Genomic DNA, 23,187 nt, shown 5'->3' with positions numbered 1-23,187 from the left:
TTCGGTCGCTTGGTTCATCGCTATTCTTTTTGATGGGCGAATTGTGTGCTCATCATTCGGCTCTGCCTAATTAAGAAAGACTTGCTAAATAAAGCGAGAGCCGGGTGATGAAATAGATACGGGGGCAGGCACCTTTAGGTCGAGCCTATCCATCACCCCGTTTATCTTCTCTCCGGCAGTATAGTCTTTACGCCACGAAATGGAATGAAGGATTATCCTCTTTTCATTACAACTTTGTGCTTTAGCGCTTTCGTGGCAAAATCTTATCGCTCAGCGAGTCGATATACGCCCCGGAACTTTTAAAAACTTTTTTCATTTTGAACTGGTACCATTCAACGCGTTATTGAAGTATCAACCAGTATAAATCAAACTAACTATGAAAGCTCTCTTTACTGCTCTTTTCTCTTTGCTATTCGGGATGATGACCCACGCCCAGGTTCTAAACCCTGAACCCGTCACCCTTGATTATTACCTGCCGGACGGCGTTACCTATAATTCTGAAATTCCCACCCCTAAAGAAGTTCTGGGAGCTGAGCTGGGTGAGTGGCACGTGCGCCACGATCAGCTGGTGAAGTACATGTATGCGGTTGCCGAAGCCTCCAATCGAGTTACCATCACCGAGTATGCCCGGACTTACGAAAACCGGCCGCTATTGATGCTTACCATCACCTCACCCCAAAACCAGCGCAATATCGACCAAATTAAAGAAGAGCATGTAAAGCTAACCGACGCTTCTGTATCTGATGAGCTGAACCTTGACGAAATGCCGGTTGTGGTAACCATGAGCTACAGCGTACATGGAAATGAGCCAAGCGGGTCTAACGCTTCTTTAGCTGTCGTTTATCACCTGGCTGCTGCTCAGGGTTCTGAGATTAATGAGATGCTTAATAACACTGTGATTCTGATTGACCCGAGCATCAACCCGGATGGATTAAGCCGATTTGCTCACTGGGCGAATATCCACAAGAGTAAAAATGTATTGGTAACCGACCCGCAAAGCCGGGAGTTTGACGAAAACTGGCCGGGCGGACGAACCAATCACTACTGGTTTGACCTGAACCGCGACTGGTTGTTGATGCAGCATCCCGAAAGCAAAGGTCGTGTAGCCAAGTTCCACGAATGGGTACCACAGATTCTGACCGATCACCACGAGATGGGAACCAATGCCACCTACTTTTTCCAGCCCGGTATTCCTTCGCGAACGCACCCTATCACCCCGCAGCGAAACCAGGACCTGACCGGAGCGATCGCTGAATATCACGCCGATGCGCTGGATGAAATCCAGTCGCTCTATTATTCCAAGGAAAGCTTCGATGACTTTTACTATGGAAAAGGCTCAACCTACCCTGATGTAAATGGCTCTATCGGCATTCTGTTTGAGCAGGCCAGTTCACGCGGGCATGCACAGGAAAGCATTCACGGAATTCTTGAGTTTCCGTTCACCATCCGCAACCAGTTTACGACCTCTCTTTCCACACTGGAAGCGGCGCAAAGCCTGAGAGAAGAACTGCTGGCCAACACCCGCGAGTTTTATCAGGAAGCCGCTGAAGAAGCGGATGATGCATCCATCAAAGCATACGTATTTGGAGAAGAAGCTGATCAAGCCCGAACCAAGCACCTTGCTGAGATGCTGAAGCGAAATCAGGTTGAGGTGTACGAACTGGCAAGAGACTATAACGACTTCAAAGCCGGAAAAGCGTACATCGTACCTACCAACCAAAAGCAGTATAAGCTGATTACCGCGCTTTTTGAGCGACGAACCGAATTCACCGACAGCCTTTTTTATGATGTTTCTGCCTGGACCATGCCCTATGCATTCAACCTGCCGTTTTCGGAGCTGAACCGGGGCTACAACAAAAATATGCTGGGCGACGCCTTTTCTCTGGACGACTTAAACCTGACCGGATCCTTGAATGGTGGCAAAGCTAATTATGCCTATGCTTTTGAGTGGGATGAATATTATGCACCACGGGCACTGTACCGACTGCTGGCTAATGGAGTGAGAGCTAAGGTGGCCTCCCGTACTTTCAAATCCATTACCGAAAACGGGGCAAAAGACTTTGATTATGGCACCATTTTGGTTCCTATGGGCGTTCAGGATGATCCCGAAAAAGTACATGAGCTTATTCAGACCATTACTAAGGAAGATGGCATTACCGTGTACAACCTCACCACAGGTTTAACTCCGGCAGGTATGGATCTTGGAAGTAATAATTTCGAAAACCTTCAGGACCCTAAAGTGGCCGTTATTGGCGGATCGGGAACCAGCTCGTATGAAGTTGGTGAAGTATGGCACCTATTCGACCAGCGGTACCATATGCCGGTTACCATTCTTGAATATGAAGAGCTTGACGGAGCCGATCTCGATCGATACAATGTGATTGTTTCCAGCGGCTACGGAATGAACGACCGCGCCGCAGAAAACCTGAAAGAATGGGTTCAAGAAGGTGGAACGTTAATCGCTTACAGAAATGCACTTGATTGGGCAGAATCTCAGGGCTTCGCCAACATCGAATTTATTGACGATGAAGACAAGGAAGATGAAGAAGGCGAGGAAGAAGAAGTTGAAGTACGGCCGTATGTAAAACAAGGCCCGGATTCAGGAGCTGAATATATCGGTGGCTCAATCTTTAACGCCAAACTCGACCTGACCCATCCTCTTGGCTACGGATATAATGATGACGAAATCACTGTATTCCGTAGTACCACCACTTTTATGAAGAAAGGAGAAAATCCGTATTCCACTCCGCTTTATTACACGGATAACCCGTTAGCCAGCGGGTACAGCAATGATGAGAATCTTGAAAATGCCAAAGGCTCTGCAGCTATTGTTGTGAGTCGGTTAGGCGGAGGACGAGTGATTGCCATGGCTGACAACCCCAACTTCCGTGCCTTCTGGTATGGCACCAATAAGTTGTTTGCCAATGCCGTTTTCTTCGGTCATACCATCAGCGGGAGTACGACTAATTAATGTTTAACACCCAACAAGGAACAAACAACACCGAACTTTTAACATAAATGCTTCAAAGTTCGGTGTTCCTTGTTCGATGTTCTATTCCCTGGGCGGAAGGCCCATTAATTTTCGCATATCAAATTCATCTTCGGGTAGAGCTTTCAGATTATTAATCAACATGATGGCCCGGTCAATTTTCTTTTGGCTGCTTTTTACCTGAGATACATAGTGAATGATATATCGCTGTTTGCTTGGAGCCAGCATCTCAAATCGTCGCTCTCCTTCCCTGTCCTGTTCCAGCAGTGCCTCTAACTCTTCCGGCATTTCCATCCCATATTTGCTGTGATCAAGTTCTATGGTTACTTCAACTTCTTCTCCTTTATTCACCCCAAACTTTTTCATCCGCTTTTTATTAACGGTGATGTAAGCATCTCCACCACCCAGAGCTACCATTCCACCATGAAAAGCTTTTTCTCCGTTAATGGAAACCATCAGCCGTGTTCCAATGCCTCCGGCTTTATCCACGATTTCAGAAGGCACCGTGATATGAGTAAGCTTCAGCTTTGGCAGGTAATCAATGTGAGATTTGAAGGTGATGGGTTTCATTGATTTCTATTTATCTATTGTCATCGCGGACCTGATCCGCGATCACATTATTCAATATCCCAAATATTTCAAGGAGATTCCGCATCAAGTGCGGAATGACTGTTTGTTTTCTTACTTCCGGTAGTTCACAGGTTTAAAGTTACCCTTTTCATCAATAATATTTGTTTCAGCGCCGGGGACAATATCGGTGTTGTGTGCCGATACACATATCCAGGATTCTTCCAATTTCTGAACCACGAAGCTGAATATATTTTGGCGTAGTGAAGGCGCTTTTGTTTCTCCTGTTGCGGTTTGATCTTTGAGCCGCATACGGGCGTGAACTACGGCAATATCATCAGACAGGTATTTCACGGTTGTTTTCCGAAGCACCAATTCCGAGTCTCCGAATATCTTATCAAATCCATAATCATGTGCTTCCCGGATATCATCCCGGTTATGCCACCAGAGTCCGACTACATTTACGAATTCCGCATCCTCGGCAAATAATGAAGCCAGCATATCCGCATCCCGCTGCATCCAGGCTTCTGTAAAAAGAACTGGTATTTGCTCCGGGGTTGAGGCTTTTTTATAAGTCTTTGACATGTGATTAAGTTGAGGTTCTTATCTGTTCTCAAACCAAAAGTCTTTTTCAGATTCTGAATCCGGCCAGCCTCAGCCGGCAGGTTCAGAATGACGACTATATAAACGCTGAGCCATTCGCTACGACGCAGAGCGATCGTAGCGAGGCCGTTTTGTTATCCTCCAATCTCTGGTAATGACGCTCTGCGTCGTTACCAACTGTCGATTTCAGCAGTTTTACTTCACTTTCACGCCATCAATAATCACACCGGTTACATTGGTAATGTATTCCAGCGGATCACCGTCAAACATCACAACATCGGCATCTTTGCCAGCTTCGAGTGAGCCCACCCGATTATCAATGCCCAACAGTTCGGCTGCATCAATCGTCAGCACTTTGAGAGCATTTTCCATACCCAAACCGTTTGCCGCTGCAACTCCGGCTTCAAACAGTACCACCCGGGTTTTGGGCACATAGCCTTCATACCCGCTTTGGAAAGCAATCGGGATTCCGGCTTCATACAATTTAGCCGCTGTTTCAAACGTGGCATTTTTGCTATCGCCGTAAGTGCGGATCATCGTTGGGTGAACGATTACGGGATGTCCGGCCTCTTTCAATTCGTCAATGATCAGATAAGCTTCAGCTGCGCCATCCAGTACCATAGGGAATCCGAACTCTTCCTGTAACCGAACTGCCGTCATGATGTCGTTGGCTTTATGAACCGTAACCAGTGCGGTAAGTTTACCTTCCAGCAAATCAGCCAGCGCTTCCATACCTAAATCAATGGAATAGTTTTCATCGCCATTGCGCTTCTCAAGGTAATCCTGAGCTTTTACAAGTTCCTGACGGAGCATAGCCACGCCTTTGGATCGTGTTCCGGGCTTGGTGATGGCACGACTCATGTTATTGCCAAGCGTGAAGGCCAGCATTTTTGCCGGGACTACCGTTGACTCTTCTACAGTCTCGCCTGCCGTTTTCACAATCATCGTCTGTCCGCTGATTAATGCGCCGGGTCCGTGTCCGGTATGAACCGTTGTAATTCCAAGGTCCCGTAAATGGCCTACCAAAGCCTCCCGAGCATTATAAGCATCAATAGCTCTGAGTTCGGGTTGAATGGCGCTGGATGTTTCCAGCTGGTCCTGGTCGTGATCCTGATTCAGGTGTCCTGCTAAACCGACTACGGAGTGAGCATCAATCAGGCCCGGAGTTACCACTTTGGCTTCATGCACTTCATAACCGGATGGAATATTTACGCTGGATGCAGAACCAACGCGCTCAATCTTTCCATCTTTGATCAATACCACACCATTGGGAATCGGATCTCCGGCCATGGTATATACCGTTTCACCTTTAACGGCTATTTGTGCCTCAGCCGTGTTAATACTGAATACCAAAAGCAGTGCCGGTATCAATAATAGTTTTCTGAATAATCTCATTTTGAACCTCCCATTTCATGATGCGTGTGAACTTCGCCGCGGAAAATTTCATATCCGCCGGTCGCGTATTTTCGGTCTTCTACATCGGATCGATCCCAGACTTTGGAACCTTCAATCCAGGTTTGTTCTACATGCGTGTACACGCTGAACGGGTCTCCGGAGAGGATGATGAAATCCGCATCTTTTCCTTTTTCAAGTGTTCCGGTGCGATCGTCAATGTCCATCATAATGGCGTTGGCAATCGTTACAGATTCAAGCGCAGCTTTCCGGCTCATGCCTTCGCGTACCGCCAGTGCGGCTGATCGCAGAAACAGACGTGAATCAGTAATCCCATCATCGGTATGCAGCCCCACCAAAACTCCGGCATCTTCCAGATACTTTCCATTGGCATTCTTGATTTCGGCAGCTTCCAGTTTCCCGCCAAATGAATCAAGTGTAATAATGGACGCAGGAACCCCGGCTTCGGCAATTTCATCTGCTACTTTCCAGGCTTCACTCACATGCTGAAGCACCAGATCATATCCAAACTCTTCAGATAAACGGATAGCCGTTAGAATATCATCGTGCCGGTGGGTATGATTGTGTACCGTACGCTTTCCTTCCAGCACCTGCACCAGGGTTTCCATCCCAATATCACGGGGAGGCATCTTGCTTTCATCACCATCGGCGGCCTCTATTTTAGCCTGGTATTCCTGTGCCTTCACAAACAAAGCTCTTACCATAGCCGCAGACTTGGCGCGTGTTCCCGGAAATCCACTTCCTCCCAAAGGATTGGTTCCGTTGGCCATCTTCAGTCCGCCATAAATGGTTTTATCCTCATCCAGGTAAATCAGCATATCCTCGATAGTGTTGGCTTCACGGAGTTTCAGATATACCGTTTGACCACTCATCAAATGACCTGAACCCGGCATGATGTTTACCGAGGTTATTCCTCCGGCTCTTGCTTTGCGGAACGTATCACTGCGCGGATCAATAGCATCCATAATGCGGACATCCGGATGCAGGGCTGACGACCGGTCGCCTCCATCACCTTCACCGATATGGGAATGGGTGTCAACAAGTCCGGGCATAATTACCTTACCCGTCATATCATGGACATCAGCTCCGCGGGGAATCCGGGTGTTTGGACCACCAACGGCCGTTATTTTTCCATCTTCAACAACAAGAACTCCGTTATTAATTGGCTCGCCGGAGATAGGTATGATTTGAGCTCCCTTAAATGCCTGTGGCGTAGATTGAGAATATCCATTCACACCAAACAAAAGAGCACAAACCAAAGCGAGCAAAAGGCTTTGGATAGGCTTCATAGTAGAAAAGTAGTTAGTTAAAATTGAAGAGCTCAATTTATAAAAAAAGAGGTGGGAGTAAAGCGGGTGTTCGTAAAAAGAAATGAATATTTGGTATTTAACCTTTCCAGAGTTAAACCGGATACAGGCTTCAGCTGACAGGCTTTAATAACTCTGGAAAGGTTATTTCTAATTAATTCGCGTAATACTCTTCGATCTCAACCAGCTTTTTATCGATCATCTCCCGGGAATACCATTTGCCCTGAACCATGACGCCGGAGTGATTTTTAATAGCCGATAAATCCTGCAGTGGATTTTCATTGAGTAAGATCAAGTCTGCTCTTTGACCTTCAGCTACGACTCCAAAATCATCCCATTCAGCGAAATACTCTCCCACATTTTTGGTTCCGGTTTCTATGATTTCATAGTTGGTCATATTGGCTTCCTGCATGAGCGGAAGTTCGCGATGGATGGAAAAGCCCGGCACGCTGAATAACTGCGGTGCGTCTGTACCCATCAGGATTTTTACGTCCGCTTCGTTCATTTCCTCCAGCAGCTTTCTGCGCAGTTCAGCTTGTGCCTCCGGGTTTCCGGTTGAATAGCTGCTTCCCGGATTCTCTGCAAAATTGAAGTAGTTCTGCTTCACGGCATCCGGGATATATTTCAGCTCATCATACTGCTTCATGGCTTCGTAATCTGCCGCCCCGATGATGGTTTCCCAAAGCGCCTGTGTCGGCACTATCCAGACACCAGCTTCTTTCGTCATCTGAATAATATCTGCCATTCGCTGATCCCGTTCCTGCTCCTCAAAAGCATTCAGGTAGGCTACGTATCCGTCAATATGATCCATGGTAAGCTGACCCATTTCTATGGCGTGAACAATACCCACCTCTTGCGGCACATGTCCTCCAAAATGAATCCCGATCTCATTCGCAGTTTCGGCCATCGCATCGTATTCCGGCCGGGTTAATCCGGGGTGAACTTTTAACAGATCCCACCTTTCTTCTTTTTGCTGCTTTACTCTTTCTCTGGCTTGAGCCGGGGATGAAACGGTATTGCCGTTAAAACTGGGTCCGGCCAGATATAAATTCGGGCCTATCAGCTCGCCGTTATTCACTTTGTCTTTCAGCTTAAGCTGATTGGGATAACCCAGCATTCCGCGAACGGTTGTTATACCGGCCGACACATACAGGAAGAGCGTATGTTCTACATATTTATCATTAAAATAAGATGGAGCCGTTGGCCCCGGATCGGTTGGCGGAACATGACCGTGCATTTCAGCCAAACCGGGCATCAGGTATTTCCCTTCAGAATCAATCACATGAGCATCACCGGGAATTTTCACTTCATCGGCTGGTCCAAGCTTTACAATTCGGTCTTCCTCGGTAATAACAGTATAATTCTCCCACACCCCTTCAGATTCCATTGAAATAACATGAACATTGGTAAAAGCATAGGGAGCGTGATGGGATTGCGGGCTAATGGGTTGACCGGCATCGAAATAAACGGCAAAAACAAATAAAGGCAGGCACAGGAGAGGCAGTATTTTTTTCATAATCAGTTTATGAATTACAGGATGCCTTAATTAAATAGAATGTATGGATATAAACCAACTGATTTTATCTTTATTTAGATACTAAAACGTATTAGCCATTATTTGCTTATAATAGTCTTAAGGGTGCATACGCTAAACCATAAAACCATGGTTTTTAAACCACTTTTTTTAAAACTGGCCATACGTAATATTCGAAAATTTTGGGGTATTACCGTTATCAATGTTTTGGGGTTAATTATTGGCCTGACTTGTACAACATTGATTTTTATTTTTGTGTATGACGAGTATTCTTTTGACCGCTTCCACGAAAACAAAGACAAAATCTATCGCCTGGGTTGGAATATTAAAACTCCTTCCGAAACAACGTATCTGGCACCCACTCCGGGACCACTCGGACCTGCTTTAATTAACGACTTTCCACAGGTTGAAAAAATGGTCCGGTTCACCCCGGCCAGACTTAACATAACCTTTAGAAACAATAGTTTTGGCAATTTAAAGTCATTCAGCACCGATCCCGGTGTTTTTGAAATCTTCAGTTTTGACCTAATAATGGGGAGTCAGAGTCAGGTACTAAGCAATCCTTCAAGTATTGTTTTATCAGAAGAAATAGCCCAAAGAATTTTTGGGAAAGAGAGCCCCATAGGAAAACGGCTTGAGTTACCTGATTTAACAAATGAACTAACGGTTACAGGAGTTTTCAAAAATCTGCCGCGCAATTCTCACATTCAGTTTGATGCACTTACTTCGATGAATGTTCATTATGAATTAAGCGGCTGGGATGACGGCACTGATTGGTATACCAGCATTTATTATACCTATCTCCAGTTAGCTGATCCAAGCTTTGCCGATGAACTCGAGCAACAACTCCCTTTCTTAATCAATCGATATATAGATAATGAAGTATCGGTAACTGGTATAGAATACTCCGGCTCCCTCGTTCCTTTATCTCAGTTGTATTTGAATTCAGACCGCAGATATGAAATAGGCCCTACTTCTGATAAACGGTTGCTTTTCTTTTTTTCTGTAGCGGGCTTATTTGTCTTATTAATAGCTTGTGTAAATTATATTACTCTGTCAACAGCCCGCTCTATAAAACGATATAAGGAAATAGGTATTCACAAAACCCTGGGAGCGGATAAGTCGCAGCTATTCGGACAATTTATTGGTGAATCAGTGGGCATTATTTTGTCATCACTGTTAGCTGTTTATGTCTTAACTGTGCTTCTGCTACCCTCAACAAACAGCTTTTCAGGTAAAACAATAGCCCCCTCTTTTTTGTGGTCAGCCGAATTCTTACTCGCCTTTATTTCCGGGGGTCTGTTAATCGGAATACTTTCAGGTCTGTACCCTGCTTTTGTTCTTTCTAACTTTCAACCCGCCAATATACTTAAAGCGTCTCAACCTAAAGGAATAAGCGGAAGCCTGGTCAGGAAAATACTTACGGGTTTTCAGCTCTTTATTTCCTTGTTTCTGATCATAAGTTCCCTTGTCATTTACCAGCAAACAAATTTCTTGTTATATGGTGAAACCGGCTTCACTAAAAGTGATATGATGGTTGTTGCCATTTCTGAAGATGCATTGGGCTCTCAGGTTGAAAGCTTTGAACAAGAACTTCTCAATCATCCGGATGTTGTAAAGGCCACCGTTTCTGACCGCTATCCCGGTGAGCAAACTAACCGTACACAAGCAACAATCAGGCTTGATAATGGAGAAGAATTAATCTCTAACATTGGTACATATTTTGTTGGATATAATTTCTTTGATACCTACGGAATAGAACTTATTGCAGGAACGCCTTTTTCCCCGGACCTACGTTCGGATTCATTATTTAACATTATAATAAATAGAAGCAGCCTGCGCCTTCTACAAATTGAATCCGGCCGTCCTGATTTAGCCTTAGAAAGAATAATAACTGTTTTTGGTACTGATGGATTCGTGCAGGGAGTAACAGAAGATTTTCATTTTCGCCCTTTCACCGAACAGATTGAACCCATCGCTTTAATACTGCTGCCAGAGGCATTCAGCTTTATATCTTTAAAATTAAACGCCCAATTTAATGCAGAGACTATTGATGGACTGGAAAAGATCTGGAATAAGTTTGCCCCGGGTCACGACTTTAATTATTTCTTTTTAGAGGACAAACTTAGCCAAAACTACACTTCTCAGTCTAAGCTCAGACAAGTAATTTTTGCTTTCTCTTTTTTAGCCATACTTATTTCTTGTTTGGGATTACTGGGACTTACCAGTTTTACCGCAAAGCAGAAATCAAGCGAAATTGCAGTACGAAAGGTGTTGGGAGCCAGTTATTTTGAAATTATCCAATTGATTTGGAAAGAATTACTCCTCCTCATTCTGTTGGCTTCTGTTTTCGCTATTCCCGTTTCCTGGATCTTTTTAACAGAGTGGTTAGGTAATTTTGCATACAAAGTGGAACCTGGAGTGGCCCCATATGTATTCGGAGTATTGGCGATTTTAATACTGTCTGTATTAGTTACCAGCTATCATTCCCTTAAAGCAGCAATGGTTAACCCAACAGATTATTTAAGGTCGGAATGACCTTTCACTTTTTGGCTCCCTTTAAAACCATCTTTTAACGCGTCCCAAAACGTGCCTTTATCTTCCTTGATGTCTTCCGGTTTGAGGATCTCCAACTTCAATGCACCGCGGTAGAAACAATACATGCTGATCGCCATCACGGTATGGGCTACATCCAAATGATTGAACCATTTATGAATACCGATTTCGCTGGTATAAAAGAAAGCGGCCAGCGTGGCAAAAATAACAGTGAGGAAGAATATACGGCTGCCTTCATTACGGGTACGCCAGTACACCAGAAAATGAAGCGGGAGCACCACGAGTCCCAAACCATAAGCCGAATGCACCTGTATGAAAAAGAAGTTTAAGGTGGTAAAGGTGATCACCGCAAATGTGAGCAACTCCACTACGTTTGCAACCTCCAGAAACTTGCCGAATTTATCATTAATCACGGGCTGAGCATGCATAATGGAGGCCCGCTCAATGGCCATCACCGCCAGCATGCTTATCAGCCAGCCCGGAAGCTTCCACGATAATCCCACCGCATATTGAAAAGCATGCCCCAGAATCCCCCCAAGAAAAGTAGCAATAGCCATAATCAGGAAGTACCACCGAATGTACTGGTGAACTTTCCCTTTTTTATCCAGCTTCACCAGTTTGTAGAATGCATACACGCACACCGAGGTAATCCAAAGATCGGTGAAGGTAACCATCGGCTCCATGATGGTGATATCAAATACTTCAATCGATGGCTGTCCTGAGTCTGACTGCATGTCTCCCTGTTTTGAATTCGGTTAATTAATCCTTTAAAAATAACAGAAATGGAATAATTCCCGAATCTTTAAAAACCCGGGGACTTTTCTGCCCTTAAATTATCCTGATATTATTCCAAAAGGGACTGCGATTTGACTCATTCTTGCCTTATTTTGGCTTGATCGAATTTTAAATACCAAATCAGCTGTAAATGAAGCAAGTATATGTAGGGATGGGTACAGATATTATCCATCACGGCCACATAAATATTATTGAAAAGGCAAGAGAGTTAGGGGAAGTGACCGTAGGTTTATTGTCGGACGAGGCAGTTACCAAATTCAGCCGCATTCCTTTCCTGGAGTATGAAGAACGAAAACGTATTCTGGAAAATATTAAAGGCGTCAGCAAAGTTGTTCTCCAAAAAACACTGGACTATGAGGAAAACCTGCGAAAGCTAAAGCCTGATTATGTGGTTCATGGAACTGATTGGAAAGTAGGTCCCCAAAAACACGTCCGCCAGAAAGTTATTAGCATACTGGACGAGTGGGGAGGCAAGCTGGTTGAGCCGGATTATACCGAGGGGATATCATCATCCGGGCTTCGGGAGGCCTTACGTGAAATTGGCACCACCCCCGATATCCGCAGAAAAATGCTGCGACGTCTTTTGTCGGCGAAGCCTATCGTACGGGTAATGGAAGCTCACAACGGCATCTCAAGCCTTATTGTCGAAGAAACCAAAGTAGAAGCCGAGGGTGAACTCAGAGAGTTTGATGCCATCTGGGTTAGCAGCCTCACCGACTCTACCGCAAAGGGGAAACCAGATACGGAATACGTGGACCGGACATCCCGAATTCAAACCATCAGCGATATTCTCGATGTAACCACTAAACCCATCATTCTGGATGGGGACACCGGTGGACCCATTGAACACTTCGAGCTGATGGTAAAGAACATGGAGCGACTGGGAGTTTCTGCCGTCATTATTGAAGATAAATCCGGCTTGAAAAGAAACTCGTTATTCGGAACTGAAGTGAAGCAGGAGCTGGAAGATATTGATGTATTCTGTGAGAAAATTTCCAACGCCAAGAAAGCTCAGGTAACTTCTGACTTCATGATTATTTCCCGTATCGAGAGCCTGATTGCCAATGCAGGGATGGATGAAGCCCTGAAACGCGCGAAGGCTTACATTGAGGCTGGTACCGATGGAATCATGATTCACAGCCGTAAAAAAGACGGCGAAGAGATCTTCGAGTTCATGAAGGAGTATCAGAAGTTTGATTATAAAGTACCCGCCATTTCGGTGCCCTCTTCCTATAACCAGTTTACCGAGCAGGAGCTGATTGATGCCGGATTTAACATTGTGATTTATGCCAACCACCTGCTGCGGAGTGCCTTCCCGGCGATGAAGAAAACGGCTGAATCTATTCTTACTCACAAACGCTCACTTGAAGCAGACGAATACTGTATGTCGATCAAAGAAATTCTGGATATCCTTCCAAACTGATACCTATGCTAAAACCCGCTTTTTTATATGAACAGCTGGAAAAACAGGACGTCGAGTTTATGCTGGGCGTCCCCGATTCCCTGCTAAAGCACTTTGGCTCCTACGCTTTTGATAAGGGTAATACCTTAATTGCTGCCAACGAAGGCGGGGCATTAGCGATTGCCTCCGGTTATCATCTTGCAACAGGAAAAATTCCGCTGATTTACCTCCAGAATTCAGGCTTTGGCAATATTGTAAATCCGCTTACTTCACTAACCGACGAGGAGGTTTACTCCATCCCCGCTTTGATTATGGTTGGCTGGAGAGGGAAGCCGGGAACCAATGATGAACCCCAGCACCTCAAACCCGGGAGAACGCAGGAAGAGCAACTGAAAGCTCTCGATCTGCCCTACACAATTTTAAGCAGCGATGAACAGCAGGTAGAGAAACAGCTTGGCACAGCTTTTGATACCATGAGGAAGAAATCCTCTCCATATGTGCTTCTGGTTCCCCCTGATACTTTTGAGAAGCATGCATTTCAGGGCGACTCCAATACCCATTCATATTCATTGAAACGGGAAGAAGCGCTCGAGCAGCTCGTTCAGAAGTTTGGGGAGAAGGACATTATTGTATCAACCACCGGAAAAACTTCGCGGGAGCTTTTTGAACTGAGGAAAAAACACGGGCTCGGACACCACCGCGATTTCCTTACGGTAGGCAGTATGGGGCACGCATCCCAGATAGCGCTGGGTATCGCTTTGGAAAAAAACAACCGGCGGGTATTTTGCATTGACGGTGACGGAGCCATGATCATGCACATGGGAGCCCTTGCGATTATCGGGGAGCAACAGCCTTCTAACTACTATCATATTCTGATCAATAATGGAGCACATGAGTCGGTTGGTGGACAGCCCACTGCGGGATTTCATATAGACTTTGGAAAGGTTGCAGAAGGCTGCGGATACAAACAAAGCTTTCGGGTAAGCGACCTCTCTTCTTTGAACAACAAGTTTGATGAGTTTGTGAATGCTGAAGGACCCGTTTTGTTGGAGATCATGACTAAAACCGGAGCCCGGTCAGATTTAGGCCGCCCCACGCTTTCGCCCACAGAAAACAAGAAAAATTTCATGCAATTTCTTTCAGAGGATTGACACATGCAGGATCTTGAACGAAAAATTTTACTAAACCCCGGCCCCGGAACCACCTCCCAAAATACAAAGGAAGCTCTGGTGGTGAATGACATCTGTCCCCGTGAGGGAGAATTCGGGGCGATCATGAATGAAATTGTGGATGGCCTGTTGGCAATCGGTAATGGGCAGGATGATTACGAAGCCTGTCTATTTGCAGCCAGCGGAACAGGGGCTGTTGAAGCCATATTGACTTCCGCCCTTGATGCTTCAAAAAAAGTGCTCATTGTTACCAATGGTGCGTATGGCATCCGAATGAGGCAGATTTGTGAATCTTATCAGCTGCCTCATGAAACCATTCATGAGTTTGGCGATTATCCTGACGTAAAAGCTATCCGACAACGATTACAAGAAGGCGACTTTACGCACCTGGCTGTTATCCATCACGAAACTTCTACCGGCATGATGAATCCACTGGAAGAATTCTGTGAACTTTGCGACGAACTGGATATCACCCTGATCGTGGATGCCATGAGTTCATACGGGGCCTATCCAATGGACCTGAAAAAGCTGAACATTGATTACCTCGCGGCTTCCTCCAATAAATGCATTCATGGGGTAGCAGGACTTTCGTTCGTGATTTTCAACAAAGAACAGAAACAATCTCTCAAGAAAAGCTCCGGAAGCTTCTATTTTGACTTATACAAACAGTGGAAGTATCTGAAGGAGAACAATCAACTGCGCTTTACACCTCCGGTTCAGGTCTGTTATGCCTTTAAACAAGCCATTGAAGAAACGCTGAAAGAAACACCGGGAAAGCGATGGGAGCGCTATCAACGGAATTGGCAGATTTTATACGATGGGTTAAAGCAGATCGGATTCGAATTTTACCTTCCTGATGAGCAGCAATCAAAAATTCTGATCGCTGTAAAACGTACCGGGATTCTGCCGGAGGGTTTTGATCATTTTCATGATGCATTGTACGAAAGAAACATCACCGTTTATCCGGGCGTTATACCGGAAACGGACACCTTTCGCATGGCGGTAATTGGAGATTTATACGAAGAGGATCTGAAGTATGTAATTGCTGAGATTCGATCATACCTCAAAAAATGATGAGTTCAGCGAAGACGCGAAACATACTGTTCGTTCTTGTTATCGGTTACCTTCTATCCTTTGGGTTCCTGTCGTACAGGGCATTGAACCTTCAGTTCAACGGCGAACTGATTGCCCTGCTTCCCGATGACAATAACCACCTTTCCACCTACAAAAAGCTCGAGCAGCTCAATTCAACCGAGGGTGGCTTTTCACTCATCATTCACTCGAATAATGGCGAATCGGTAATTGAGCCCGCCCATGCTATTCGCGATAACCTATTGAAGCTTACAGCTAATGGAAAACGGATTTTCCGGGGAGCTGAATTAGAGAATGACTTATACGATATCCGGGAATCGGCTTTATTTTTAATGACGGAAGATGAGCTGGACCGGCTTTATCAAGAGGTGGATGAGTACGTTACCCAAAAGAAGCTGGAGGCCAATCCTCTGTACGTGGATTTTGAGGAAGATGGGGCTGAAGAAGAGTCCAATTTAGAATTAGGGGCTCTTTCTTCAGTTTTACTTGAGGAAGTAGCCAATACCCGCCGCTACAAAATTAATGAGGACAGCTCAGTCATAAGCATGCTGTTTTTGCCGGACTTTCCAAAAAGTGATTACACAAATGTAGAGCAAACCTATCAGCTGCTGCTGCAAAAGAAATCTGAGATCCAGCAGAATTACAACGGATTGGATCTGTTTTGGGGCGGCTCCTACGTAGATCACTACCACAAAATTAATGACATTCAGGCTTCCATCACCAAAGCGCTTATCATTGGCATCCTCAGCCTCATCGGCTTTCTTGTGGCATACATGATACTTATAAACCGAAAATCGGCATATAAAGCCCGGTATATTTTGATGGACCTCGGACTGATGTTTTTTGTGTTGTTCTCCGGTTTCATCATTTCCATTGGCCTGTCTTCATTCTTGTTTAATGAAATCAATGTATTTACGGGCATTATTTTCAGCATTCTGTTCGGCATTAACCTGGACTATATTCTGCACCTGTATTCAGCGAATAAGCAGCATCCACCGAGTCTCACCTCCATTCGCAGGTTGTTATCGACTTACCTCTTTTCAACCCGCCCCATTCTTTTAAGCTGCCTGACAACCGGACTCGCAATTATGAGTCTGATTTTTGCAGAGTTCAACGGGTTCATCCAATTCGGCATCATATTTTTTATCAATATTTTGGTGAACCTCTTTTCTACCTACCTGTTTTTGCTCTTTTCTCCTTCTGTTTCAAAACGCACGGCCGGCAATCAGGAGTCGGTGAGCTTATTGGATGGGTCTTTGCCCGGACTCAGCAGGCGAACCCGTTCTTTGGCACTTCCTTTGGTGCTGACTGTAATTTCCATTGGGGCTTTTTTCGGGGCACAGTCGCTTAGTTTCAACTTTAATTTTTCTGATCTGGAGCCCGATTCCGGCCCTTCCGCCTTCGATTCATTAAACTCAGAGACCGAAGAAGGAGGTGGTTACCATGAGCCCTCCTACTTTATCACCGATAACATTCAGCAATCTAAAGACTTGTTCTTTGAAATCAGTGAAGGCATTGGGAATGAATACAAAGATATTGAACGAGTGGAATCCTTCTCAACCCGCTACCCGGTAAGTGATCAAGAGTTAAGCATGAAATCCCGTAAAGTGGAGGGCATTCAGCAGCTATTAACGAATAATGAAGAGTTTCTCGCAAATCTTGATTCCGAAGAAAAAGAAGTGATGCAGATCGTAGAGAAAACGGTTCCCCCCACCATTGAGACCCTTCCCAATTATATAAAAAACCGATTCTTTTTTAAGGATGGCTCCATTGCCCCTCTTGTGATTATCTACCCTGCCATGAGTTTGTCGAACGGAGAAACTTCCATTCAGTTTAGAAAAAGCTCCGGCTCTATCAGTATTGATTCCGGGAAAACATTTTATGCCGCCAGTACTTCTATTATTGCATCCAGCATTTTAGAGTTGTTGATCCGCGAATCCACCTTTCTTTTCGTGGCTCCCCTTCTTACCATTTTCGGAATCCTTTTGGTTTACTACCGTTCGTTATTACAGGCTTTGATGGCTGCCGCCCCACTATTGATTACCATTGGTATGCTGCTCACCATCCGGTCTGTTTTTCCTTTCGATATCAACCTGTACAACGTCATCGTTTTCCCCATCATCATCGGGGTGGGCGCTGATAATGGAATTCACCTGGTAGATTCCTGGATCAAAAATAATTCAGGGTTCTTGTCCTATTTTCTGTCGGAGCGTTTTCCCGTATTAGCAGCCTGCTCAGTGACGACCATCTTAGGTTTTATAGGACTCATGTTTATAGATCATCCCGGGATGGAATCGGTAGGCATACTTGCCATAGCGGGGATTACCACCACGTTACTGGCCACTTATTTTACTGCACTTCTGCTGCAGACGTACGTTCTAAAGAAGTAAGATCCCAGTCTTCAATCTCTTTCAGAATTCGCCGATCTACCTGATTTTGCTTCTTCCCAACTAAAAGATATAGCCCGTATGAGGCGATATTCGCGATTACATAGATGTCGATGCGCCCAAACAGACTGGATACCAGGATACCATTCCGCATTACATTAGAACCACACACCCAGGCCCATCCTGCCAGCATTTTTCGACTATTGCGCTCGTAGATTTCTTTGAATTTTTGAGGATCCTGCTCCCTCGCTTCTTCAAAGATTCGGGTTGTTTCATCGCTTCTGAATTTGATCTTGTTTTGTCGCTTCACATAATCAATCAAGACGGGATAGGTAACCTTTCTAAGCAGAGAAGATGTTCTGTCAAAATTCTCTTTAATGTGATCAACGGGCGGATTCCGGTGTTTGGAATCTGTCAGGCTAAAGTGAAGGAACTCCCCTTTATAATATTCATACAAGTTCGATTTGATACTGTGTACATAGCCAGAAACAAGCCCTAAAGCTAATATACCGGCAAGGGTGTATGTATCCGTAAAATAGAGCAACCCGAACAGGTAGCAACTGATAAAAACCAGCATATCATTAAAGAAATCGAGGTACTTCCCCATTTCCGATCGCTGATCATAAATGCGGGCCGCTTGTCCGTCTGCACTGTCCATTAATCCTGCAAATGTAACCAGCACAAACCCGATGGAAGTGTACAACAGAACATCCTGCCAATACAGTAAAATCCCACCGGTTACTCCGATCAGCATCCCCAAAACAGAAATATTGGTGGGAGTAAATTTTAGCTTATGAAAAAATTTGGCAAGCACATACCCACAGGGGCGACTAAAATAAAGATCATAACCTTCCTCAACAATTCTATTCTTAATCGACTTGTCGTACTCGCTGAAAAAACCCTTCGAAGACATCTATGGTTATTTATTTATTAACTGTGAGGTAAATGAAGTTAGCTGTTTTATCAGTTCAGGATTTTTATTCACCATTACCACTTCCTTTTCAAAAAAGTAACTGATGACATCAAAATTTGAAGACCCGTACACAGCTACTTCGTCATCTAAAATAAGCATTTTTGCATGAACCATTTTCCCTGATACGTATTTAAAATTAATTTCAGAATACCGCTTAAGGTTATGTATATAATGCATTAGTGGTTTGTTATTCGCCTTCGGAAGGATCACCTGATTATCAGGAACAGAGGCAATCGCATCCAGCATGGGGTAAGAGATATAGGGTGAGAGCGCAACCACCTTACGACTGGAAGTAACGCGCTCCAATAAATTTGTATAAGCTTCCTTTGTCTTCCACCCGTTTAACAGGTAGAGCACTGTCTTCGGGTTAATTTCGGTAATTGGTGGGGGCGTTGTCTCATTCAGGTCTGCCTGAAATGATGCCTTGAGCGCAGCTGCGATATCAGGGTTGGTATGGCGAACCATGGCATCACTCCACTCAAAATTATGTTCCGTAAAATTCATCCCACCCAGGTAGGATATCTCCTCATCGACCAGTACCATTTTTTTATGATTACGAGCCGGGTATCGGTACATCAAAAAACCCATGGGATTGGTGAATTTTACCCGAATTCCGGACTGTCTTGCCTGCTCCAATAATCCGTCTAAAGCCTGCCGCTCTTTGCGGGCGTTGTTTTTATTCAACCACCCCTGAGGGGCATTCAGAAATGTATCATTCACAACAAACCGCGAATAATCGTCAATTAACAAAGTTCGTTCGAGGGTTGGCTTGCTGCCGAGCAATTCAATAAGTTTGGTACCAACCTGATCGGCCTCAAAACTCATGCATTGGATGGAAACTGAATGCCTGGCATTTTGAACATCAGCGGTTAGCTGCTCAAAAAAATGATCGCTATCCATAAAAACACGGATTTCACTGGCAGCGTAATTTATACACATATACTATCGACGCGGTTTTAATATGAATATCATTCAGGTGTGCCCTTACGATTTATCGATTCCCGGAGGGGTTCAGACCCATGTTACGCAATTAAGTAACGAATTAGTGAGGAAAAATAACAAGGTGGTGATTCTTGCGCCACGGCCAGCCAATCCCAACTCAGAAAGAGAGGCAGACTGCGAGGTAAAGCATATAACAAGCAGTACGCGTATTCCCTGGTGGGGAACCTCCATTGATGTATCGGTGCTGAAACCGAATGAAAAAAGCCAGCTCCGCCAATTTTTTGATGAATTTGAGCCGGATGTCATCCACTTTCACACCATCTGGAACCCGGTGATGCAAACCCAGCTGCTTTGGATGTTACCGGATTCGATAAAGAAAGTCGGCACCTTTCATGATACCCCACCTGATCGTGGGCTGGGGAAACATATCGGTGCAAACCTGATGAAAGTAGGGGCCAAATACTACCTCCCCAAAATGGATGAAATCATTTCTGTATCCGAAACTCAGACAAAAGCCATGGGTGCTGACCCAGAGAACCTTCCCCAAAACTTTAGAATTCTGCCCAACGGGATTGATGCTGAAGCCGGCCAAAATATGGAAAAGAAATCAACCCCTGACGATGAGTTCAGGATCATTTTTATAGGTCGTTTTGAAAACAGAAAGGGTGTCTTTGAGTTGCTGGAAATCTACCGGAGATTACAAAGTGAATCGCTAAATCAAAAAATTTCACTCACTTTAGTAGGGAGTGGTCCTCAGCTATCGGAGATGAAGAATTTTGTAAATGAGCATGGGCTGAAAAGAGTATCTTTTCATAATGGCGTGAATGATAATGAGAAGAACAGGCTGTTATCGGAATCAGACCTCATGATTGCTCCTGCATTGTATGGGGAAAGCTTCGGAATTGTACTGCTGGAAGCGATGGCACTTGGTGTACGGGTGATCGGGTATGGAAATGAAGGGTACCTTAACATTGGAAGGAAGTACGGAGAAGAAAACTTTCCTACACCCGGAGACACTGAGGCCCTTTTCGAGTTGGCAAAACAGCACCTGAAGATGTCTGCCGAAGAGCAAAGCATTCTCATAAAAAAAGGATTGGAAATAGCTTCTAAACACGACTGGAAACTGATTGCCCAACAAATTGAACACATTTATTCACAGTGAAATGGAGATAAAAACAGCAATTATACTGGCTGCAGGTAAAGGCACAAGGCTGAGAAGCGTAACCGGGGACGAAATCCCGAAGCCTTTAACCCCGTTAAAAGAACAACCCCTCATTGAGTACTCCATACAAGCATTGAGAGGCGCGGGGATTCAAAGAATTCTGATCGGTTGTGGTCATTTGCTGCCAGAATTCAACTACCTGGAGAAAAAGTATAGTGAAGTAGCGATCGTTGAGAATCCATTTTATGATACCCGGGCAAGCATTTATACGTTGCTGATGTTTGAGTCGCTGATGGATAAGCCATTCTATTTATTGGAAGCCGATATTTTGTATGACCCCACCATTTTTGAACGGTTCACCCCGACAGATGACAATCAAAACCTAATCCTCACCTCTGCTCCCCTGAACCTGGACGACAATGTATATTTCAGTTCCAAAGCGGGCCGGCTGACCAAGCTCACAAAAAATGCTGAGAAAATAGTGGATCCGGAAGGAGCAATGACAGGAATATGGGCATTTTCGGCTGGGTTTATGAAACGATTTACCACATTCTGTGAACAGATTAACATCGATTACAGTGAGGATTACGAAGTGTTATTGGCACAGTACTCATCAGAACAGGAGCCTATTAATATTGCCCATTTCCGGGAACTGAACTGGTGTGAAATAGATAATGAAGATCACCTTGAGTTTGCTCTGACTGATGTGTTGCCCAAAATCATACAATGATTTTCAGGTTGCTGTTCTGCAGGGGTTCAACTAACCCTAAGGCTTTTCCCAGTAGCCTGTTTCAGGATTTCTAACAGCATCCTTATCCAAACATCCATAAATGGTTTTCAGATACGCTTCTGTCTTGTCAGGTATGCGTGTTTGCAGCCCCCGAATCTCGAAGTCTTTGGTTGGAAAAACCAAGTCCTTCGGGCTTGGAGAATTATAGTTTTCCCAGTCCGTTTCTTCCGTACTAAATAATTGACCTTCTTCCTCTCTGTAAAAATAGATATCAGCATCAAAGCCTTTATAACTCATATACAGTTTGGGGCCGTTATGCCGGTTAGAGGTATCATGCATAGTAAGTTCCGCAGGCAGCTTATCCAGATTATTCAAAATATAGGGATAGTGTTTTTCATGGCAACCATAATCGATATCGATATCGTGGGCAATGATATCATTCTCCCTGTAAAAGCCCAGCAAAGTGCCGAAATCAACCCAATAATCTACCTTTATATCCTGCAAAAACCGGTTGGAAGACTCGAACAGTTCCCAAAGTATTTGTTGCCTTAAGTCTCCGTTATTCATTCTCGTATGAACTAATCTTTGAGTATATTCCTGCAGTCGTCTGAAATGGTAACTTATGGGGTTTAACAAAAAGTCCTCCTTATAATCACTGAATGAATTTTGATGTAGTTTACACGTGGGTCAACGGATCAGATCAAGAGTATGCAAAGACCCGTGATGCCTATGCATCCAAAAAAAAAGATACCAATCCTGAGCGCTATCGTGACACCTTTCAAATGATCCGTTTTAGCCTGCGTTCACTCGAAAAGTACTTTAACAGATTTAACAAGATATACATTTTAACGGCAAGACCACAGGTACCCGAATGGCTTGATGTAAGTAATGAACGAATAGAGCTGGTACATCACGACCAGGTAATTCCGGATAAATATCTCCCTACGTTTAACTCAAATGTTATTGAAAGTTTTCTTCATAATATTCCCGGATTAAGCAAGAATTTTCTCTACATGAACGACGATTTTTTGTTTGGAGCCCCCGTTAGCCTGCAATCATTTTATAAGGATCATAAGTATCGAGTGTACAACACCTTTTTTGGAGAGAATCTGAAATGGAGAATCCATGACGGATACAGAGATATTGTCGGATTGGGCATCATTGAACATCAGCCTATTCTGATAAATAAGAAATACTGGGAAGAAGCCTTCTCGGTATTTCCCGACAAAACCGAGAACACGCGTCAGCATAAATTTCGGAATGACCGCGATTTATTTCCTTTGAAGTTATATCGGTACCACATGCTGAAACATCACCGAGATGAATCGGACCCTGTATGGATTACCGAACTAATTAAAATCTTCAGATTTCATAAATTGACCAACAATTTCAGCAAACAACAATCTTTCTTTGATAAAATGAGAAGAAACAGCCCGGAATTTTATTGCTTGAATGATGACCTCCGCGGGAACCCGAATCCAAAGGTTGTGGAGCTGGTGAAAGATTTTTTGGAACAGAAGTATCCGGCACCTTCTTCGTTTGAATTAACTGATTAGTACACGCCCT

At 44.5% G+C, this 23,187-nt stretch carries 18 protein-coding genes; 9 read left to right on the top strand and 9 right to left on the bottom strand.

Annotation, left to right across the window (positions count from 1 at the left end; all coding sequences use genetic code 11):
* The first annotated feature begins 376 nt into the window (after positions 1-376).
* Complete coding sequence (locus tag JJ941_RS09845) at positions 377-2,971, top strand: M14 family metallopeptidase (RefSeq protein WP_290964491.1); 2,595 nt, start codon at positions 377-379, stop codon at positions 2,969-2,971.
* 81 nt (positions 2,972-3,052) lie between these two features.
* Here JJ941_RS09845 and JJ941_RS09840 read toward each other — a convergent pair whose 3' ends face one another.
* The 5 genes from JJ941_RS09840 to JJ941_RS09820 form a co-directional block, all read right to left on the bottom strand.
* Entirely contained in the window at positions 3,053-3,559 is a 507-nt protein-coding gene (locus JJ941_RS09840; RefSeq protein WP_290964488.1) for a YdeI/OmpD-associated family protein, read from the bottom strand.
* Positions 3,560-3,670: 111 nt separating this feature from the next.
* Positions 3,671-4,141 (bottom strand): SgcJ/EcaC family oxidoreductase, encoded by a 471-nt coding sequence (locus JJ941_RS09835; RefSeq protein ID WP_290964485.1) that lies wholly within the window; start codon positions 4,139-4,141, stop codon positions 3,671-3,673.
* 213 nt (positions 4,142-4,354) lie between these two features.
* The gene (locus JJ941_RS09830; RefSeq protein WP_290964483.1) at positions 4,355-5,554 is read right to left on the bottom strand and encodes an amidohydrolase family protein; all 1,200 of its coding nucleotides are present in this window, start codon (positions 5,552-5,554) and stop codon (positions 4,355-4,357) included.
* On the bottom strand, positions 5,551-6,861 hold the full coding sequence (locus tag JJ941_RS09825) for an amidohydrolase family protein (protein ID WP_290964481.1): 1,311 nt from the start codon (positions 6,859-6,861) through the stop codon (positions 5,551-5,553). Before JJ941_RS09825 ends, JJ941_RS09830 begins: the two co-directional genes overlap by 4 nt.
* A 172-nt stretch (positions 6,862-7,033) precedes the next feature.
* A complete protein-coding gene (locus tag JJ941_RS09820; protein WP_290964479.1) occupies positions 7,034-8,395 on the bottom strand; it encodes an amidohydrolase family protein in 1,362 nt (453 codons plus the stop codon).
* 147 nt (positions 8,396-8,542) lie between these two features.
* Here JJ941_RS09820 and JJ941_RS09815 point away from each other — a divergent pair, with 147 nt between their 5' ends.
* On the top strand, positions 8,543-10,951 hold the full coding sequence (locus JJ941_RS09815; protein ID WP_290964474.1) for an ABC transporter permease: 2,409 nt from the start codon (positions 8,543-8,545) through the stop codon (positions 10,949-10,951).
* On the opposite strand, the gene JJ941_RS09810 is transcribed toward JJ941_RS09815, so the two are convergent.
* A complete protein-coding gene (locus tag JJ941_RS09810; protein WP_290964471.1) occupies positions 10,933-11,703 on the bottom strand; it encodes a hypothetical protein in 771 nt (256 codons plus the stop codon). The two genes, JJ941_RS09815 and JJ941_RS09810, sit on opposite strands and share 19 nt — an antisense overlap.
* Positions 11,704-11,894: 191 nt before the next feature.
* On the opposite strand from JJ941_RS09810, the gene aepX reads away from it, so the two are divergent.
* The 4 genes from aepX to JJ941_RS09790 are packed head-to-tail and all read left to right on the top strand — an operon-like array spanning position 11,895 to position 17,817.
* On the top strand, positions 11,895-13,187 hold the full coding sequence (gene aepX / locus JJ941_RS09805; RefSeq protein WP_290964468.1) for a phosphoenolpyruvate mutase: 1,293 nt from the start codon (positions 11,895-11,897) through the stop codon (positions 13,185-13,187).
* Positions 13,188-13,192: 5 nt separating this feature from the next.
* Entirely contained in the window at positions 13,193-14,317 is a 1,125-nt protein-coding gene (aepY, locus tag JJ941_RS09800; RefSeq protein WP_290964465.1) for a phosphonopyruvate decarboxylase, read from the top strand.
* Between the two features lie 3 nt (positions 14,318-14,320).
* Positions 14,321-15,409 carry a 2-aminoethylphosphonate aminotransferase gene (locus JJ941_RS09795; protein ID WP_290964462.1) on the top strand — a complete coding sequence of 363 codons (1,089 nt, stop codon included), beginning with the start codon at positions 14,321-14,323 and terminating at the stop codon, positions 15,407-15,409.
* The gene (locus JJ941_RS09790; protein WP_290964457.1) at positions 15,406-17,817 is read left to right on the top strand and encodes a hypothetical protein; all 2,412 of its coding nucleotides are present in this window, start codon (positions 15,406-15,408) and stop codon (positions 17,815-17,817) included. The genes JJ941_RS09795 and JJ941_RS09790 overlap by 4 nt, the downstream gene beginning before the upstream one ends.
* Here JJ941_RS09790 and JJ941_RS09785 read toward each other — a convergent pair.
* Complete coding sequence (locus tag JJ941_RS09785; RefSeq protein ID WP_290964453.1) at positions 17,777-18,727, bottom strand: CDP-alcohol phosphatidyltransferase family protein; 951 nt, start codon at positions 18,725-18,727, stop codon at positions 17,777-17,779. The genes JJ941_RS09790 and JJ941_RS09785 overlap by 41 nt on opposite strands.
* Before the next feature lie 6 nt (positions 18,728-18,733).
* The gene (locus JJ941_RS09780) at positions 18,734-19,726 is read right to left on the bottom strand and encodes a phosphatidylserine/phosphatidylglycerophosphate/cardiolipin synthase family protein (protein WP_290964451.1); all 993 of its coding nucleotides are present in this window, start codon (positions 19,724-19,726) and stop codon (positions 18,734-18,736) included.
* A 22-nt stretch (positions 19,727-19,748) separates the two neighbouring features.
* Here JJ941_RS09780 and JJ941_RS09775 point away from each other — a divergent pair, with 22 nt between their 5' ends.
* Positions 19,749-20,891 (top strand): glycosyltransferase family 4 protein, encoded by a 1,143-nt coding sequence (locus JJ941_RS09775; RefSeq protein WP_290964449.1) that lies wholly within the window; start codon positions 19,749-19,751, stop codon positions 20,889-20,891.
* A 1-nt stretch (position 20,892) separates the two neighbouring features.
* Complete coding sequence (locus tag JJ941_RS09770; protein ID WP_290964446.1) at positions 20,893-21,621, top strand: phosphocholine cytidylyltransferase family protein; 729 nt, start codon at positions 20,893-20,895, stop codon at positions 21,619-21,621.
* A 36-nt stretch (positions 21,622-21,657) separates the two neighbouring features.
* Here JJ941_RS09770 and JJ941_RS09765 read toward each other — a convergent pair whose 3' ends face one another.
* The gene (locus JJ941_RS09765) at positions 21,658-22,188 is read right to left on the bottom strand and encodes a LicD family protein (protein ID WP_290964443.1); all 531 of its coding nucleotides are present in this window, start codon (positions 22,186-22,188) and stop codon (positions 21,658-21,660) included.
* 92 nt (positions 22,189-22,280) lie between these two features.
* Between JJ941_RS09765 and JJ941_RS09760 the strand changes: the two genes are divergently transcribed.
* Positions 22,281-23,177, top strand: coding sequence for a Stealth CR1 domain-containing protein (locus JJ941_RS09760; protein WP_290964440.1), 897 nt, complete (start codon positions 22,281-22,283; stop codon positions 23,175-23,177).
* Positions 23,178-23,187 lie beyond the last annotated feature (10 nt).

The sequence above is a fragment of the Gracilimonas sp. genome (assembly GCF_017641085.1).
Lineage (GTDB): Bacteria > Bacteroidota > Rhodothermia > Balneolales > Balneolaceae > Gracilimonas.
This window is presented reverse-complemented; position numbering and strand designations above follow the sequence as displayed.

Coding starts and splice junctions, on each gene's coding strand:
- JJ941_RS09845 (WP_290964491.1), top strand. CDS start 377: ATGAAAGCTCTCTTTACTGCTCTTTTCTCTTTGCTATTCGGGATGATG.
- JJ941_RS09840 (WP_290964488.1), bottom strand. CDS start 3,559: ATGAAACCCATCACCTTCAAATCTCACATTGATTACCTGCCAAAGCTG.
- JJ941_RS09835 (WP_290964485.1), bottom strand. CDS start 4,141: ATGTCAAAGACTTATAAAAAAGCCTCAACCCCGGAGCAAATACCAGTT.
- JJ941_RS09830 (WP_290964483.1), bottom strand. CDS start 5,554: ATGAGATTATTCAGAAAACTATTATTGATACCGGCACTGCTTTTGGTA.
- JJ941_RS09825 (WP_290964481.1), bottom strand. CDS start 6,861: ATGAAGCCTATCCAAAGCCTTTTGCTCGCTTTGGTTTGTGCTCTTTTG.
- JJ941_RS09820 (WP_290964479.1), bottom strand. CDS start 8,395: ATGAAAAAAATACTGCCTCTCCTGTGCCTGCCTTTATTTGTTTTTGCC.
- JJ941_RS09815 (WP_290964474.1), top strand. CDS start 8,543: ATGGTTTTTAAACCACTTTTTTTAAAACTGGCCATACGTAATATTCGA.
- JJ941_RS09810 (WP_290964471.1), bottom strand. CDS start 11,703: ATGCAGTCAGACTCAGGACAGCCATCGATTGAAGTATTTGATATCACC.
- aepX (WP_290964468.1), top strand. CDS start 11,895: ATGAAGCAAGTATATGTAGGGATGGGTACAGATATTATCCATCACGGC.
- aepY (WP_290964465.1), top strand. CDS start 13,193: ATGCTAAAACCCGCTTTTTTATATGAACAGCTGGAAAAACAGGACGTC.
- JJ941_RS09795 (WP_290964462.1), top strand. CDS start 14,321: ATGCAGGATCTTGAACGAAAAATTTTACTAAACCCCGGCCCCGGAACC.
- JJ941_RS09790 (WP_290964457.1), top strand. CDS start 15,406: ATGATGAGTTCAGCGAAGACGCGAAACATACTGTTCGTTCTTGTTATC.
- JJ941_RS09785 (WP_290964453.1), bottom strand. CDS start 18,727: ATGTCTTCGAAGGGTTTTTTCAGCGAGTACGACAAGTCGATTAAGAAT.
- JJ941_RS09780 (WP_290964451.1), bottom strand. CDS start 19,726: ATGTGTATAAATTACGCTGCCAGTGAAATCCGTGTTTTTATGGATAGC.
- JJ941_RS09775 (WP_290964449.1), top strand. CDS start 19,749: ATGAATATCATTCAGGTGTGCCCTTACGATTTATCGATTCCCGGAGGG.
- JJ941_RS09770 (WP_290964446.1), top strand. CDS start 20,893: ATGGAGATAAAAACAGCAATTATACTGGCTGCAGGTAAAGGCACAAGG.
- JJ941_RS09765 (WP_290964443.1), bottom strand. CDS start 22,188: ATGAATAACGGAGACTTAAGGCAACAAATACTTTGGGAACTGTTCGAG.
- JJ941_RS09760 (WP_290964440.1), top strand. CDS start 22,281: ATGAATTTTGATGTAGTTTACACGTGGGTCAACGGATCAGATCAAGAG.